Genomic DNA, 13,109 nt, shown 5'->3' with positions numbered 1-13,109 from the left:
CCCAAACCACATCAGGCCGGATCCGATCACCAGCAGGGCGCCGAACGCGGCGATCCACGGTTTGCGGCGACCACTGGCATCGGCGATGGCGCCCAATACCGGCGACAACAATGCGATGATCAGGCCCGCGGCCGCGGTGGCAAACCCCCAAAGGGACTGCCCGCTGGCGGGATCGGCCGCCACATGGGTGGCGAAATAAGGCGCGAACACAAAGGTGGTGATCAGGGTGAAGTAAGGCTGTGCGGCCCAATCGAAGAAAATCCAGCTGATAACCGCCGAGCGCGGCGGATAAGTCTGCGGCACGCCCGCAATGCTTGGGGAAATGCTGGGGTCCGAAGTGCTTGGGTCCGAAGTGACGACCGCCATGCTCGAAATGTCCTGCCAGATCACGAGGAGGCGTTTTGCCCTGCGTATCGGAACCCATATAGCATTGGTGGAACTATGGCGTTTGCGTTTTTCGGACCTTGAACCGACTTCAACCCGCGGCGGATTTTCGATGACCCTGGTCACAGCAGGAATACGCAGAACATTCACAGCCATCATGCTGGCCCTTATCTGCGCCATGCCGGCGGCCGCGCAGGAGCAGCGCCGCGGCTTCTACACGCCTCCGGCCGCCGACGCGATTCATCCCGTTGTCGCCGAGCACGGCATGGTGGTGACGCAGGAGAAAATCGCGGCCCGAATCGGCGCCGACGTGCTCAAGCGCGGCGGCAATGCGGTCGACGCGGCGGTTGCCACCGGATTTGCCATGGCCGTGACCTATCCGCGCGCGGGAAACATCGGCGGCGGCGGGTTCATGGTGATTCACTCCAGGGAGCGCGGCCAGGACATCACCATCGATTATCGCGAGACCGCGCCGGCCGCCACCACGCCCACGATCTTTCTCGGGCCCGACGGCAAACCCGATATTGCCAAGTCGCGCGACTCCGCGCTCGGCATCGGCGTTCCCGGCACCGTCGCAGGATTGACCCTGGCGCTGGAAAAATACGGCTCGGGCAAATTTACGCTCGCGGAATTGCTGAAGCCGGCGATTGAGCTGGCCCGCGACGGGTTTGTCGTCACCGATGATGTGACCGACACCATGCCCGAGGAGCGCGAGCGGCTGGCGCGCTGGCCCTCGGCGATCAAGATATTTTCAGGCAAGGACGGCGCACCGTTGCACGATGGCGACCTCCTGGTTCAGGCCGATCTGGCGACCACGCTGTCGGCGATTGCGGAACAGGGACCGCGCGGGTTCTATGAAGGCCCGGTCGCGGCAAGGCTGGTGAAGGCGATCGGCGACGCCGGCGGCATCATGACGCTGGACGATCTAAAATCCTATTCCGCCGCGATCCGCCCACCGATGCGCGGCAGCTATCGCGGTTTTGACATCGTCTCGATGCCGCTGCCGTCGTCGGGCGGCATCGTGCTCCTGGAAATCCTCAATATCGTGGAAGGCTTTCCGATGGGTGACATGAAGCAGGGCTCGGCGCCCTCGCTGCATATCCTGATCGAGGCGATGAAGCGCGCCTATGCCGATCGCGCCCGTTATCTCGGCGATCCCGCTTTCGTCAATGTGCCGGTGGCGACCCTGACCTCAAAGGATTACGCAGCCAGGCAGCGCGCCAGCATCGATCTCGACCGCGCCACGCCGTGGACCGATGTGCTGTCGGCGACGATGCCGCGCGAAGGCAGCAACACCACGCATTTTTCGGTGGTCGACAGTCTGGGCAATGCGGTCAGCAACACCTACACGCTGAATTTCAACTATGGCCTCGGGATGGTCGCGGAAGGCACCGGCGTGCTGCTCAATAACGAGCTCGACGATTTCACCGCGGCACCCGGCGCGTCCAATGCCTTTGGCCTGGTCGGATTCGAGGCCAATCTGCCCGGCCCCGGCAAACGGCCATTGTCCTCGATGTCGCCGACCATCGTGCTGAAGGACGGCAAACCGGTTCTGGTCACCGGTTCGCCCGGCGGCAGCCGCATCATCTCCGCGGTCCTGCAGGTAATCGTCAATGTGCTCGATTATCACATGGACGTCGCGGCCGCGGTGGCCGCGCCCCGGCTGCACCATCAATGGCTGCCGGATGAAGTACGGATCGAACACGGCTTCACCGACGACACGCTGGCGGCGCTGCGGGCCAAGGGCCATCGCGTGATCGAACCATTGGGGCGGACCTCGGCCAATTCGATCGCGGTGACCGATCAGGGATTGCTGGGCGCCCCCGATCCACGCAGCCGTGGCGCGGGAGCGGCGGGGCAATAGGCCCGTCAGGACAACCGATTGCGGATTTGCCTGTCGCGGGGATCAGCGTAGGGTTTGCATGACCTCCGCGCCAGCCGGCCGCCGTGGGGGCAATGAACAAAAGGCCGGTCAGAAATTCTCCGGGGAAACGTCCGTCATGAGCAGCACCGTTGAGCCATCGGGAGCGATTGAAGTCGCTGCCATCGAAGATACCAGCCTTCTCGCATTCTATCGCGACATGAACCTGCCGGAGCGGCGGACGTTCTGGGCCTGCGCGGCCGGCTGGGCGCTCGACGGCATGGATTTCATGATCTATCCGCTGGTGATCGGCACCATCATCGTGCTGTGGAAGGTCGATCCGGGCACCGCGGGCCTCGCCGGCACCGTGACCTTGCTGGCCTCGGCCATCGGCGGCTGGCTTGGCGGCTATCTTGCCGACCGCATCGGCCGGGTCAAAACCTTGCAGCTGACGATCCTGTGGTTCTCGGTTTTTTCGCTGGTCTGCGCCGTGGTGCAGAATTTCGACCAGCTGTTGATCGCCCGCGGCTTGCTCGGTCTTGGTTTCGGCGGCGAATGGGCCGCGGGCGCGGTGCTGATGGGCGAAGCGATCCGTCCGCAATATCGCGGCCGCGCGGTGGGCTCGGTACAGTCAGGCTGGGCGGTCGGCTGGGGCCTCGCGGTATTGTCGCAGGCCGTCCTGTTCTCGTATCTGCCGCCGGATATCGCCTGGCGCTGGATGTTCGCGATCGGCGCGCTGCCGGCACTGCTGGTGTTCTTCCTGCGCCGCTATGTGGAGGAGCCGGCGATCGCCGCCGCCACCCGCGCCAAACAGGAGGCGTCGGGCGAGCGGCCCTCGATATTGGAGATTTTCGCAAGCCCGATGCTCAAGACCACGATACTGGCGTCGCTGATGTCAACGGGATGCCAGGGCGGCTATTACGCCATCACCTTCTGGGTGCCGCGCTTTCTCACCACCGAACGCAAGCTCTCGATCGTCAGTTCCACCGGCTATCTCGCGGCGCTGATCATCGGCTCGTTTGTCGGCTATCTCGTTGGCGCCTGGCTCGCCGACCGCATCGGCCGGCGCAACCTGTTCCTGATCTTCTCGATCGGCGCGATCGCCGTGATTTTGCTCTACACCCAATTGCCGCTGACCAACGAGGTGCTGTGGCTGCTCGGTTTCCCGCTCGGCTTTTTCGCGTCAGGCTATTTCTCCGGCGTCGGCGCGTTCCTCACCGAGCTCTATCCGACACGGCTGCGCGGGTCGGGCCAGGGCTTCTGTTATAATTTCGGCCGCGGCATCGGCGCGCTGTTTCCGTTCTTGGTCGGCGCGCTCTCGACCGAGACCTCGCTCGGCAACGCCATTGCGATTTTCGCGGTCGCGGCCTACGGCGTGTTCTTCATCGCCGCCTTTGCGCTGCCCGAAACCCGCGGCCGGGTTTTGCACGCGGATGCGTAAAGCAATCGGAGGCCTCAGATGACATCCCTCAAAGGCAAGACGCTGTTCGTCTCCGGCGGCAGCCGTGGCATCGGGCTTGCGATCGCGCTGCGCGCCGCGCGGGACGGCGCCAATGTCGCGATCGCCGCCAAAACCGCCGAGCCGCATCCGAAGCTCAAGGGCACGATCTATACCGCTGCCGAGGAGATCCGCGCCGCCGGCGGCAAGGCGTTGCCGATCCTGTGCGACATCCGCGAGGAGGCCCAGGTGATATCGGCCATTGAGAAAACCGTCGCCGAATTCGGCGGCATCGATATCTGCGTCAACAACGCCAGCGCCATCAGCCTGACCAATTCGCAGGCCACCGACATGAAGCGGTTCGACCTGATGATGGGCATCAACACCCGTGGCACCTTCATGGTGTCGAAATACTGCATCCCGCATTTAAAGAAGGCCGACAACCCGCACATTTTGATGCTGTCGCCGCCGCTCGACATAAAAGCAAAGTGGTTCGAGCATTCGACTGCCTACACGCTGGCGAAGTTCGGCATGAGCCTGTGTGTGCTCGGTCTGGCGGCCGAGCTGAAGGGCGCGGGCGTCGCGGTCAACGCGCTGTGGCCGCGCACCACCATCGCGACCGCCGCGGTCGGCAATCTCCTCGGGGGAGACGCCATGATGCGCGCCAGCCGCACCCCCGAGATCATGGGCGATGCGGCCTATGTCATCTTCACCAAACCGTCGCGCGAATTTACCGGGCAGTTCTGCATCGACGACAAGGTGCTGAGCGCCAGCGGCGTGCACGACTTCGAGCCTTACCGTGTTGACCCGTCGGTGCCGTTGATGTCGGATTTCTTTGTGCCCGACGACGACGTGCCGCCACCCGGTGTTACCGTGAGAGCACTACCTTCCGTCGGCGAGGCCCAGAAGTCGCGCTGACGAGGCGCGACGACGATCTCAGCGCCCCACCGTGTAGGGCCCGCCCTTCTCCAGCGCGCGCTGATAGGCCGGGCGGGCGTGAATGCGCTCCAGAAATGCCATCGCTTTGGGATGGCCCTGATCCAGTCCACCGCGAGCGGCGGCGGCTTCGAGCGGAAAGCTCATCTGGATGTCGGCGGCGGTGAACGCGCTGCCGGCAAACCATTCGCTCTTGCCGAGTTCGCCTTCCCAGAACGCCATGTGCTGCTTGAGCTGGGGGTTAACCAGCGTCGTCAGCGCCTGGTTGGCGACCTTGCGCACGATCGGGCGCAACAGCGCCGGCGCGCGCTTCGGCATCAGCGTGAACAACAGCTTCAGCAGCAAAGGCGGCATCGCGGAGCCTTCCGCATAATGCAGCCAATAGGTGTAGCGCAGCCGTTCCGGCGTTTTGGGCAGCGGGATCAGGCGTCCATCGCCATAGGTCTCGGTGAGGTATTCGATGATCGCGCCTGATTCCGCGATGGTGTTGCCATTGTCGGTAATGACCGGCGATTTTCCGAGCGGATGAATCGCGCGCAGTTCCGCCGGCGCGCGCATGTCGGGCTGACGCTGATAGCGGACGATCTCGTAGGGAAGCCCAAGTTCCTCCAGCAACCACAGCACACGCTGGGAGCGGGAATTGTTGAGATGATGGACCGTGAGCATGCTGGTGCTTCCCCCGAATGACCCGTCTGCAGCGCATGGTGGTGCCAGCGGGATGCTGGAAAGTCGAGGTGTCACGTACCGGCCTATATTACCCGGATGTTATTGACAGAGATAATTTACCCGGGTAATACTTCGCTTTGGAATGGAAGATTCGGGGATAGGGGAGTTGTTATGAATCCGGGGCCTGAGGCCGCCTACATCGCCTTTGACGGCGACCGCCGCATCGCGACCGGCGATCTGCGCGAGGTCGCGCGTGCGGCCAGGGAAGTGCTCGACCGGCGCAAGCATGCCGCGATCCTCATCTTCGACGCTGTCACCAGCGGCCCGATCGACATCGATTTTCGCGGAACCGTCGCCGACGTCGAGGCACGGCTGCCGGCGATTGCCAGCGTGCCCACGGGGGCAAAGGACGCCGCGCCGTCCGCGCCGCGCGGCCCCGGCCGTCCGAAACTGGGCGTGGTCGCGCGCGAGGTAACGCTGCTGCCGCGGCACTGGGACTGGCTGGCGCAGCAACCCGGCGGCGCCTCGGTCGCGTTGCGCAAACTGGTCGAGGCCGCGCGCCGGACCGGCGAGGACGGCCATCGCGTCCGTCGGGCGCAGGAGGCGGCCTATCGTTTCATGTCCGCCATGGCCGGCAACAAGCCCCATTACGAGGACGCGATCCGCGCGTTGTTCGCGAACGATCCGGTCCATTTCGAGAAATTGATCGCCGCATGGCCCGCGGATCTGCGCGACCACGCCCTCAATCTCGCCGAAACCGCGTTTCATCAGGCCTCACGGGAGCCTGCCGGTTGATCCCTTCAACATCAAGCGCTAGGTTGCTTGGAATGATAGTGATCATATAAGAAACCTTCATCCCAGGGAGACCGCCGTGAGCCCGACCGCCCCGCAATTCCTGTTCGATTTCGGCAGCCCCAATGCCTTTCTCAGCCATGAGGCGATCCCGGCGATCGAACAGCGCACCGGCGTGAAATTCGAATATATTCCGGTCCTGCTCGGTGGCATCTTCAAGGCCACCAACAACAAATCGCCGGCCGAAACGCTTGCCGGCGTCAAGAACAAGCGCGAATTCCACGCGATCGAGACCGAACGCTTCGTGAAGCGGTTTCACGTCAAGCCCTACAGCTGGAATCCGTTCTTTCCGATCAACACCCTCCATCTGATGCGCGCCGCCATCGCGGCGCAGTTCGAAGGCGTATTCGAGCAATACGTCGCCGCCGCGTTTCATCACATGTGGGAAGAGCCGAAGAAAATGGACGACCCTGAAGTGGCCGGCAAGGCGCTGACCGCCTCCGGCCTCGACGCGGCAAAACTGTTCGCGCGCGCCCAGGACGCCGACGTGAAGGCAAAACTGATCGAGAACACCCAATCGGCCGTGGAGCGCGGCGCCTTCGGCTCGCCGACCTTCTTTGTCGGCAAGGAAATGTTTTTCGGCAAGGAGCAGTTGCGCGAGGTCGAGGAGATGGTCTCGGGGAAATGATTTCGTAAACCTCATGATGAGGAGCCGCGCATTCGCGCGGCGTCTCGAACCATGAAGGCCGATTTATTGACGTCATCCTTCGAGACGCGGCGAAGGCGCCGCTCCCTGGGGATGAAGAAGGAGGGTTAAAAAATGCAAAAGCGAAACGCAACGGTCGCGGTGATCGGTGCCGGCGACTATATCGGCGCCGAGATCGTCAAGAAATTCGCCGCCGAGGGGTTCACCGTCTTCGCCGGACGGCGCGACGGCGCCAAACTCGAGCCGCTGGTCAGGGAGATCGAGGCCTCCGGCGGATCGATCGTGGCCCGCACGCTCGACGCGCGCAAGGAGGACGAGGTCGCGGCGTTCCTCAATGATGCCGACAAGCATGCGCCACTCGAGGTGTGCATCTTCAACGTCGGCGCCAATGTCAATTTCCCGATCCTGGAGACCACCGATCGGGTGTTCCGCAAGGTGTGGGAAATGGCCTGCTGGGCCGGCTTTCTGGCCGGACGCGAAGCGACCCGGCTGATGGTGCCGCGCGGCGCCGGCAATATCTTCTTCACCGGCGCCACCGCCTCGTTGCGCGGCGGCAGCGGCTTTGCCGCCTTCGCCAGCGCCAAATTCGGATTGCGCGCGGTGGCGCAGTCGATGGCGCGCGAACTCGGTCCGAAGAACATTCACGTCGCGCATCTGATCATCGATTCCGGCGTCGACACCGCCTGGGTGCGCCAGCGCCGGGAACAGCTCTGGGGCAAGGAAGCGCTCGATAATCCGGATTTGCTGATGCCGCCCGCCTCGGTTGCGGCCTCGTACTGGCAGCTTTACCAGCAGCCCCGCAGCGCCTGGACCTTCGAGCTTGAAATCCGCCCGTTCGGGGAAAAGTGGTAGACAAGCGAACGGCACGCAGCGAATAGACGTTTCGCTGTTCGCAGCCCCAATTGACGCTTCAAGAACAACAACAAAAGGAACTCGATGATGCGTATTCTCGTGGTCGGCGCCGGCGCCATCGGCGGATATTTCGGCGGCAGGATGCTGGCGGCCGGCCGTGACGTAACCTTTCTCGTCCGCCCGCGGCGTGCAGCCGAACTCGCCGATGCCGGCCTCGTGATCAAAAGCCCCAATGGCGACGTGACGCTGAAAAATCCGCCGACCGTGCAGGCCGACAAGCTCAGCGAAAAATTCGACGCCGTGCTCTTGAGCTGCAAGGCCTTCGATCTTGACGATGCGATCCGCTCCTTCGCACCCGCGGTCGGCGCGCAGACCTCCATTGTCCCGCTGCTCAACGGCATGCGGCATCTGGACGTGCTCGACCGCAAGTTCGGTCAGGAGCACGTGCTCGGCGGCCTCTGTGCCATCGCCGTCACCCTCAATGAACATCGCGAGGTGGTTCAGCTGGCGCCGATGCAATCGCTCAATTTCGGCGAGCGCGACGGCAAGATGTCGGACCGCGTCCGTGCCATCGCCGAAATGATGGCAAGCGGCCAATTCGGCTCGGTGGCCAGCGAGCACGTCGTTCAGGAGATGTGGGAGAAATGGGTTTTCCTCGCCTCGCTCGCGGCCTCCACCAGCCTGATGCGCACCTCGCTGGGCAACATCCTGGCCTCGCCGGGTGGCCAGGATTTTGTTCTCGGTATGCTCGATGAATGCAGCGCCGTCGCGACTGCCGAGGGCTATGCCCCCCGCGCGCCGTTTTTGGAGCGCACCCGAGGCATGCTCACTGCGGAAGGCTCACAATTGACCGCGTCGATGTTCCGCGACATCAAGGCCGGCGCGCCGGTCGAGGCCGATCACGTGATCGGCGATTTGATCGCGCGCGGCGATGCTGCGAAAGTCCCGGTGCCGAAACTGCGCATCGCCTATACGCATCTAAAGGCCTATGAGAAGCAGCGGGGATAGATCCTCACGGCGAGGCGGCGCGTCAGCGCGGTCTCGAACCACGAGGCCGCCGTGAAGGCACCTCAAAGATGCGCGAGATAATGCGCCAATGCGGTGATTTCTTCTTCGCTGAGGGGATAGGCGACATCGGCCATCGCCGCTCCACCGCCGCCGGACCGTACGCCTGATTTATAATCATGCAGCGCCTTCAGCAGATATTCCTCACGCTGGCCGGCGATGCGGGCGACGGCCTTGGTGCCCGCGAACGTATCGGTGTGGCAGGAGGCGCAGCGCCGCCCCACGGCGGCCTGGGCGCCCTTCTGCGACAAATCGGGATTGTCGTCTTGTGTCGAAGCCTTGGGCGGAGCGAGCGAGGCGAAGTAGGCGCCAAGATTGCGGATATCCTCATTGTTGATTTGCTCGACGATCGGCTGCATCAACTCGTTCTTGCGCGCGCCGCTGCGGAAGAATACCAGCTGCCACTGAATGAACTGGTCGGGCTGGCCGGCGAGTGAGGGAACATTCTCGGTTTGCGAGATGCCGTTTTCGCCGTGACAGCCGGCGCACAGCCCGGCCTTTTCCTTGGCCGCGACGAGATCGGCGGCGTCGGCCGCAATACCCGGGAGCGCCGATAACCCCAATGCGACGCCGCACAGTACATGCAATATCCCTCGGCAGCGCATCATCGGCATTCCCATACTCATTCGCGCCCGTCATTCCCGGCCGCAAACCTAGCCGGCCAATCCGGAATCATCGCACTTATTTTTCGTTGTTCAGAAATGCAAAACTGCGGTCACTCGTTCCCGAGCAACCGCAGTTTCTGATTTTCAGGTCTTACTTCTTGTAGCTGATGCGATAGATCGCGCCGGCCCAGTCGTCGGCAACGAGAATCGAGCCGTCCTTATCCAGGATGATATCGTCGGGACGGCCGAGATAGCCCTGGTCGCCTTCGATCCAGCCGGATGCGAACACTTCCTGCTTGGCGTTCTTGCCATCCGGATCGACGGTGACGCGGACGATTCGTGCGCCCTGGTATTTATGCCGGTTCCACGAACCATGTTCGGCAATCAGGATGCTGTTCTTGTACGCGGCCGGAAACTGGTTGCCGGTATAGAACTTCATGCCCAGCGGAGCCACATGCGCGCCGAGATTGAGTGCCGGCGGGCTGAATTCCGAACATTTGTGACCCATCGCGAACTTCGGATCCGGCATGTCCCCCTGGTGACAATAGGGATAACCGAAATGCTCGCCCAGCTTGTTGATCACGTTGAGCTTGTCGCTCGGCGTGTCGTCACTCATCCAGTCGCGCGCGTTTTCGGTGAACCAGTATTTGCCGCTGCGCGGATCAACGTCGCCACCGACGCTGTTACGCACCCCGAGCGCCACCAGTTCGGCGTTGCCGGTCTTGGGATCGACACGACGGATCTGCGAGACGCTGGTCGGCGGAATCCCGATGTTGAAGGGAGGTCCGAACGGCACGTAGAACCAGCCATCCTTGTCGGCGGCCAGATATTTCCAGCCATGCGCCGCGTAGGACGGCATATCGTCATAAACCACGGTGCCCTCGCCGAGCTTGTCGAGATTGGCTTCGGCGTTGTCGTATTTGATCAACTTGTTGGTGGCGATAACGTAGAGCGCACCGTCGCGATAGGCGAGGCCGGTGGGCATGTTCAGCCCCTTGAGAATGGTCTTGACCTCTTTCTTGCCGCCCTTGTCGGTGATGGCGTAGACGTTGCCGAGGCCGAACGAGCCGACAAACAGCGTGCCCTTGTCGCCCCAGGCCATCTGCCTGGCGGCCAATACGCCCGATGCGTAAACCTCGATCTTGAAGCCCTCCGGCAACTTGATCTTCTTGATCAGCGCGGCGAGTTCCGCGTCCGATGAACCTGTCGGTGGTCCCGACGGCGGCGCCAGGCCCTTTTGGGCTTCGGTCTCGTCGCCAAGGAACCAGTCATCCGGCGGATGGGTCCAGAATTCCTTGGTGCCGGACTGATAACTTTTCAGTTTGCTTTGCGCGCTGACCTGACCGGCCCCCGCGACAACCAAGATTGCTGCGAGCGCTAGAATAGATCGATTGAAACCCGATTTCATCGCATCACTCCCTATGCAGCCAAGACGGCTGCGTTTGTTATTGCTTTGCACGCCTGCGAGAGACGAACTTTGGTCTGCTGAGGTAGGTCAGACCCGAAAATCGTATCACATCCGCCGGAAGAGAGAAGTGCGTGCTGTGCAACCGTGCCGGACCCGAACCAATTGAGAAGAAATTTCTTTAAGCTGCGGCCGTTCGGAGTGGCTTTATACTACGCCACATATAACGCCGCGGTGCGGTGCGGTATTCGTGGCGACAGCTAACGGCATGGCCGACGTGAGTTTCGAACCCCGCATTCCGTGTGACAGAAAATTCTATGTGACAGAAAAACGAAATACTTTTTGTAACCCGTGGCCGAAATCCGAGGCATGGCCGCGACAACGAAAAGCCCGCTGACACAGCGGGCCTTCGTCAAACTTTGCCACACCAAGAAAATCTGGAGCGGGCGAAGGGATTCGAACCCTCGACCCCGACCTTGGCAAGGTCGTGCTCTACCACTGAGCTACACCCGCATCCGAGAGATTGGCGGCGAGCGATCGCCGGCAACGGGCAGAGCTATGCCAAATGCGGCTCTCGAATGCAACAGCCCGTGCGGGGCCAAAATCGGTCCGATATCGGCCGGATATCCGGATATCCGGAGCATTTCGCCGAAATCGCCCGAAACGGCACATAAACCGCACTAATCCGGCGCAGCCGCGGCTTCCGGCTGGAACCGGGAGAGGGGGCCAGCCAGGGTCCTGCGCAGCGATTCGAGCCACGTCCCGAACCAGCCCCGCAGCGTCCCGATCAGTTCATCGCGACGCGTGGGGTCGCAGTCGAAGGTCGCCCACCATTCGACGAACGCCCGATCGCCATCCACCACCGGCGTGATGCGCAAGGTCGCCTGAAAATCGGTCAGCGGCAGCGAGGCCGCGCCGCAGAATTCATAGGTTTGCGACCGCTCGACATCGGATTGCGCCAGCAGCCGCTGCCGGACGTGTCGTCCTTGATAGAGCACGTTCCGGATCGCGCCGACCGTATCACCCGATTTGCCATCCTCGATCCGGCATTCGCCGGCGCCATCGACCCAGATCGGGTAATTGTTGAAATCACGAACGATTTTCCACACCTCGGGGGCAGGCTGCTCAAACACGGTGCTGTAATAGGCTTTTGCCATCGCTCGATTTCCCGGCTGGTCCCGATTGCCGGGCCACCATGGGCTTTCGAAGGCCTGCCGCCCACCCGATCTCCGATCGAACGGGGCCGCCGGCGCTTTCGGCCCATCGGGGGTTCGGGGCGCCCCCGAACCGATTGAAATTTCCACGCAAACCGCCATTTGGTAAGCAGAACTTCTGAACCGCGACATCGGGCCGTGCTAGAACGGACCCCATCCGCGACAAGGCATCAGGACATCAGGCGAGGATTCCCGTGACGATACTAGAGCAGGGCAGCGGACCGGCGCCGCAGGCAGCGGCCGATCTGATCAAGGAGACGACCACCCAGACGTTCGTGAAGGACGTCATCGAGGAGTCCAAGCGCCAGCCGGTGCTGATCGACTTCTGGGCGCCGTGGTGCGGCCCGTGTCGGCAGCTCACGCCGATCATCGAAAAAGCGGTCCGTGCCGCCAACGGCAAGGTCAAGCTGGTCAAGATGAATATCGACGAACATCCGGCCATCCCGGGCCAGATGGGAATCCAGTCGATTCCCGCCGTGATTGCCTTCGTCAACGGCCAACCCGCCGATGGCTTCATGGGTGCGGTGCCGGAAAGCCAGGTCACCGCCTTCATCAACAAGCTGACCGCGGGCATGCCGGGCGAGCCCAATATCGCCGAAATCCTCAAAGAGGCCGAAGCCGTTCTGGCCGAGGGCGATCCCGCCACCGCAGCGTCAATCTATGCCGAAGTGCTGGCCGCGGATGCCACCAATATCGCCGCTTTGGCGGGGCTGGCGAAATGCTACATGGCGACCGGCGCCATCGAGCAGGCCACGCAGACGCTGGCCATGGTGCCGGAATCGAAGCGTGGTGACGCGGCGGTGAAGGCCGTGCAGGCATCGATCGATCTTTTCGAGCAGGCCAAGGCACTCGGCCCGGTGACCGAACTGGAACAGAAAGTCGCCGCAAACCCGCTCGATCATCAGGCGCGATTCGATCTGGCGACCGCGCTCAACGCCAGTGACAAGCGGGCTGAGGCGACGCATCAGCTGCTCGAAATCGTCAAGCGCGACCGCAAATGGAACGAGGATGGCGCGCGCAAGCAATTGGTACAGTTCTTCGAGGCCTGGGGCCCGACCGATGAAGCCACGGTCGAGGGGCGAAAGCGATTGTCGACGATCCTGTTCTCCTAGCCATTCTCGCCAACACCGGGACCGCTGATGCCAATCAATGCCGAATATCGCGGGCCCGGCGACCTTCCTCATC

Annotated in this window: 13 protein-coding genes and 1 tRNA gene; 8 read left to right on the top strand and 6 right to left on the bottom strand. The window is 62.7% G+C overall.

Annotated elements, in window-relative coordinates; translation table 11 throughout:
- The coding region (locus tag ABR948_RS21535) for an MFS transporter (RefSeq protein WP_428121795.1) at nucleotides 1–366 on the bottom strand (366 nt) is incomplete at its 3' end.
- Nucleotides 367–496: 130 nt separating this feature from the next.
- Here ABR948_RS21535 and ggt point away from each other — a divergent pair.
- The 3 genes from ggt (at nucleotide 497) to ABR948_RS21520 (ending at nucleotide 4,601) form a co-directional block, all read left to right on the top strand.
- On the top strand, nucleotides 497–2,248 hold the full coding sequence (ggt, locus tag ABR948_RS21530; protein ID WP_428121792.1) for a gamma-glutamyltransferase: 1,752 nt from the start codon (nucleotides 497–499) through the stop codon (nucleotides 2,246–2,248).
- 136 nt (nucleotides 2,249–2,384) lie between these two features.
- The gene (locus ABR948_RS21525; RefSeq protein WP_428121790.1) at nucleotides 2,385–3,686 is read left to right on the top strand and encodes an MFS transporter; all 1,302 of its coding nucleotides are present in this window, start codon (nucleotides 2,385–2,387) and stop codon (nucleotides 3,684–3,686) included.
- A gap of 18 nt (nucleotides 3,687–3,704) precedes the next feature.
- Nucleotides 3,705–4,601, top strand: a complete 897-nt coding sequence (locus ABR948_RS21520) for an SDR family oxidoreductase (protein ID WP_428121788.1) — start codon at nucleotides 3,705–3,707, stop codon at nucleotides 4,599–4,601.
- Nucleotides 4,602–4,619: 18 nt separating this feature from the next.
- Here ABR948_RS21520 and ABR948_RS21515 read toward each other — a convergent pair whose 3' ends face one another.
- On the bottom strand, nucleotides 4,620–5,285 hold the full coding sequence (locus tag ABR948_RS21515; RefSeq protein ID WP_428121786.1) for a glutathione S-transferase family protein: 666 nt from the start codon (nucleotides 5,283–5,285) through the stop codon (nucleotides 4,620–4,622).
- Nucleotides 5,286–5,456: 171 nt separating this feature from the next.
- Between ABR948_RS21515 and ABR948_RS21510 the strand changes: the two genes are divergently transcribed.
- From ABR948_RS21510 to panE, 4 genes are all read left to right on the top strand, one after another.
- Entirely contained in the window at nucleotides 5,457–6,080 is a 624-nt protein-coding gene (locus ABR948_RS21510; RefSeq protein ID WP_428121783.1) for a DUF2239 family protein, read from the top strand.
- A gap of 76 nt (nucleotides 6,081–6,156) precedes the next feature.
- Nucleotides 6,157–6,765 (top strand): 2-hydroxychromene-2-carboxylate isomerase, encoded by a 609-nt coding sequence (locus ABR948_RS21505; protein ID WP_428121780.1) that lies wholly within the window; start codon nucleotides 6,157–6,159, stop codon nucleotides 6,763–6,765.
- A gap of 132 nt (nucleotides 6,766–6,897) precedes the next feature.
- Complete coding sequence (locus tag ABR948_RS21500; RefSeq protein ID WP_428121778.1) at nucleotides 6,898–7,635, top strand: SDR family oxidoreductase; 738 nt, start codon at nucleotides 6,898–6,900, stop codon at nucleotides 7,633–7,635.
- Between the two features lie 87 nt (nucleotides 7,636–7,722).
- Nucleotides 7,723–8,643: a 2-dehydropantoate 2-reductase gene (gene panE / locus ABR948_RS21495; protein ID WP_428121799.1), complete on the top strand. Its 921-nt coding sequence runs from the start codon at nucleotides 7,723–7,725 to the stop codon at nucleotides 8,641–8,643.
- Nucleotides 8,644–8,705: 62 nt separating this feature from the next.
- On the opposite strand, the gene ABR948_RS21490 is transcribed toward panE, so the two are convergent.
- From ABR948_RS21490 to ABR948_RS21475, 4 genes are all read right to left on the bottom strand, one after another.
- The gene (locus ABR948_RS21490) at nucleotides 8,706–9,305 is read right to left on the bottom strand and encodes a c-type cytochrome (RefSeq protein ID WP_428121797.1); all 600 of its coding nucleotides are present in this window, start codon (nucleotides 9,303–9,305) and stop codon (nucleotides 8,706–8,708) included.
- Between the two features lie 151 nt (nucleotides 9,306–9,456).
- Nucleotides 9,457–10,713 (bottom strand): PQQ-dependent sugar dehydrogenase, encoded by a 1,257-nt coding sequence (locus ABR948_RS21485; RefSeq protein ID WP_428121776.1) that lies wholly within the window; start codon nucleotides 10,711–10,713, stop codon nucleotides 9,457–9,459.
- Nucleotides 10,714–11,148: 435 nt separating this feature from the next.
- A tRNA-Gly gene (locus ABR948_RS21480) sits at nucleotides 11,149–11,223 on the bottom strand.
- A gap of 167 nt (nucleotides 11,224–11,390) precedes the next feature.
- Nucleotides 11,391–11,867 carry an SRPBCC family protein gene (locus ABR948_RS21475; protein ID WP_428121774.1) on the bottom strand — a complete coding sequence of 159 codons (477 nt, stop codon included), beginning with the start codon at nucleotides 11,865–11,867 and terminating at the stop codon, nucleotides 11,391–11,393.
- A 251-nt stretch (nucleotides 11,868–12,118) separates the two neighbouring features.
- Between ABR948_RS21475 and trxA the strand changes: the two genes are divergently transcribed.
- Nucleotides 12,119–13,036, top strand: a complete 918-nt coding sequence (trxA, locus tag ABR948_RS21470) for a thioredoxin (protein ID WP_428121772.1) — start codon at nucleotides 12,119–12,121, stop codon at nucleotides 13,034–13,036.
- The last annotated feature ends 73 nt before the right edge of the window (nucleotides 13,037–13,109 follow it).

It is taken from the genome of Bradyrhizobium sp., assembly GCF_050014615.1.
GTDB lineage: Bacteria > Pseudomonadota > Alphaproteobacteria > Rhizobiales > Xanthobacteraceae > Bradyrhizobium.
The sequence above is the reverse complement of the archived record's forward strand: the minus strand, read 5'-3'. Positions and strand labels throughout refer to the sequence as shown.

Excerpts from the sequence above, each read along its gene's own strand:
- ABR948_RS21520 (WP_428121788.1), top strand. The coding sequence starts at position 3,705 with ATGACATCCCTCAAAGGCAAGACGCTGTTCGTCTCCGGCGGCAGCCGT.
- ABR948_RS21485 (WP_428121776.1), bottom strand. The coding sequence starts at position 10,713 with ATGAAATCGGGTTTCAATCGATCTATTCTAGCGCTCGCAGCAATCTTG.
- ABR948_RS21500 (WP_428121778.1), top strand. The coding sequence starts at position 6,898 with ATGCAAAAGCGAAACGCAACGGTCGCGGTGATCGGTGCCGGCGACTAT.
- ABR948_RS21525 (WP_428121790.1), top strand. The coding sequence starts at position 2,385 with ATGAGCAGCACCGTTGAGCCATCGGGAGCGATTGAAGTCGCTGCCATC.
- panE (WP_428121799.1), top strand. The coding sequence starts at position 7,723 with ATGCGTATTCTCGTGGTCGGCGCCGGCGCCATCGGCGGATATTTCGGC.
- ABR948_RS21475 (WP_428121774.1), bottom strand. The coding sequence starts at position 11,867 with ATGGCAAAAGCCTATTACAGCACCGTGTTTGAGCAGCCTGCCCCCGAG.
- ABR948_RS21515 (WP_428121786.1), bottom strand. The coding sequence starts at position 5,285 with ATGCTCACGGTCCATCATCTCAACAATTCCCGCTCCCAGCGTGTGCTG.
- ggt (WP_428121792.1), top strand. The coding sequence starts at position 497 with ATGACCCTGGTCACAGCAGGAATACGCAGAACATTCACAGCCATCATG.
- ABR948_RS21510 (WP_428121783.1), top strand. The coding sequence starts at position 5,457 with ATGAATCCGGGGCCTGAGGCCGCCTACATCGCCTTTGACGGCGACCGC.
- ABR948_RS21490 (WP_428121797.1), bottom strand. The coding sequence starts at position 9,305 with ATGCGCTGCCGAGGGATATTGCATGTACTGTGCGGCGTCGCATTGGGG.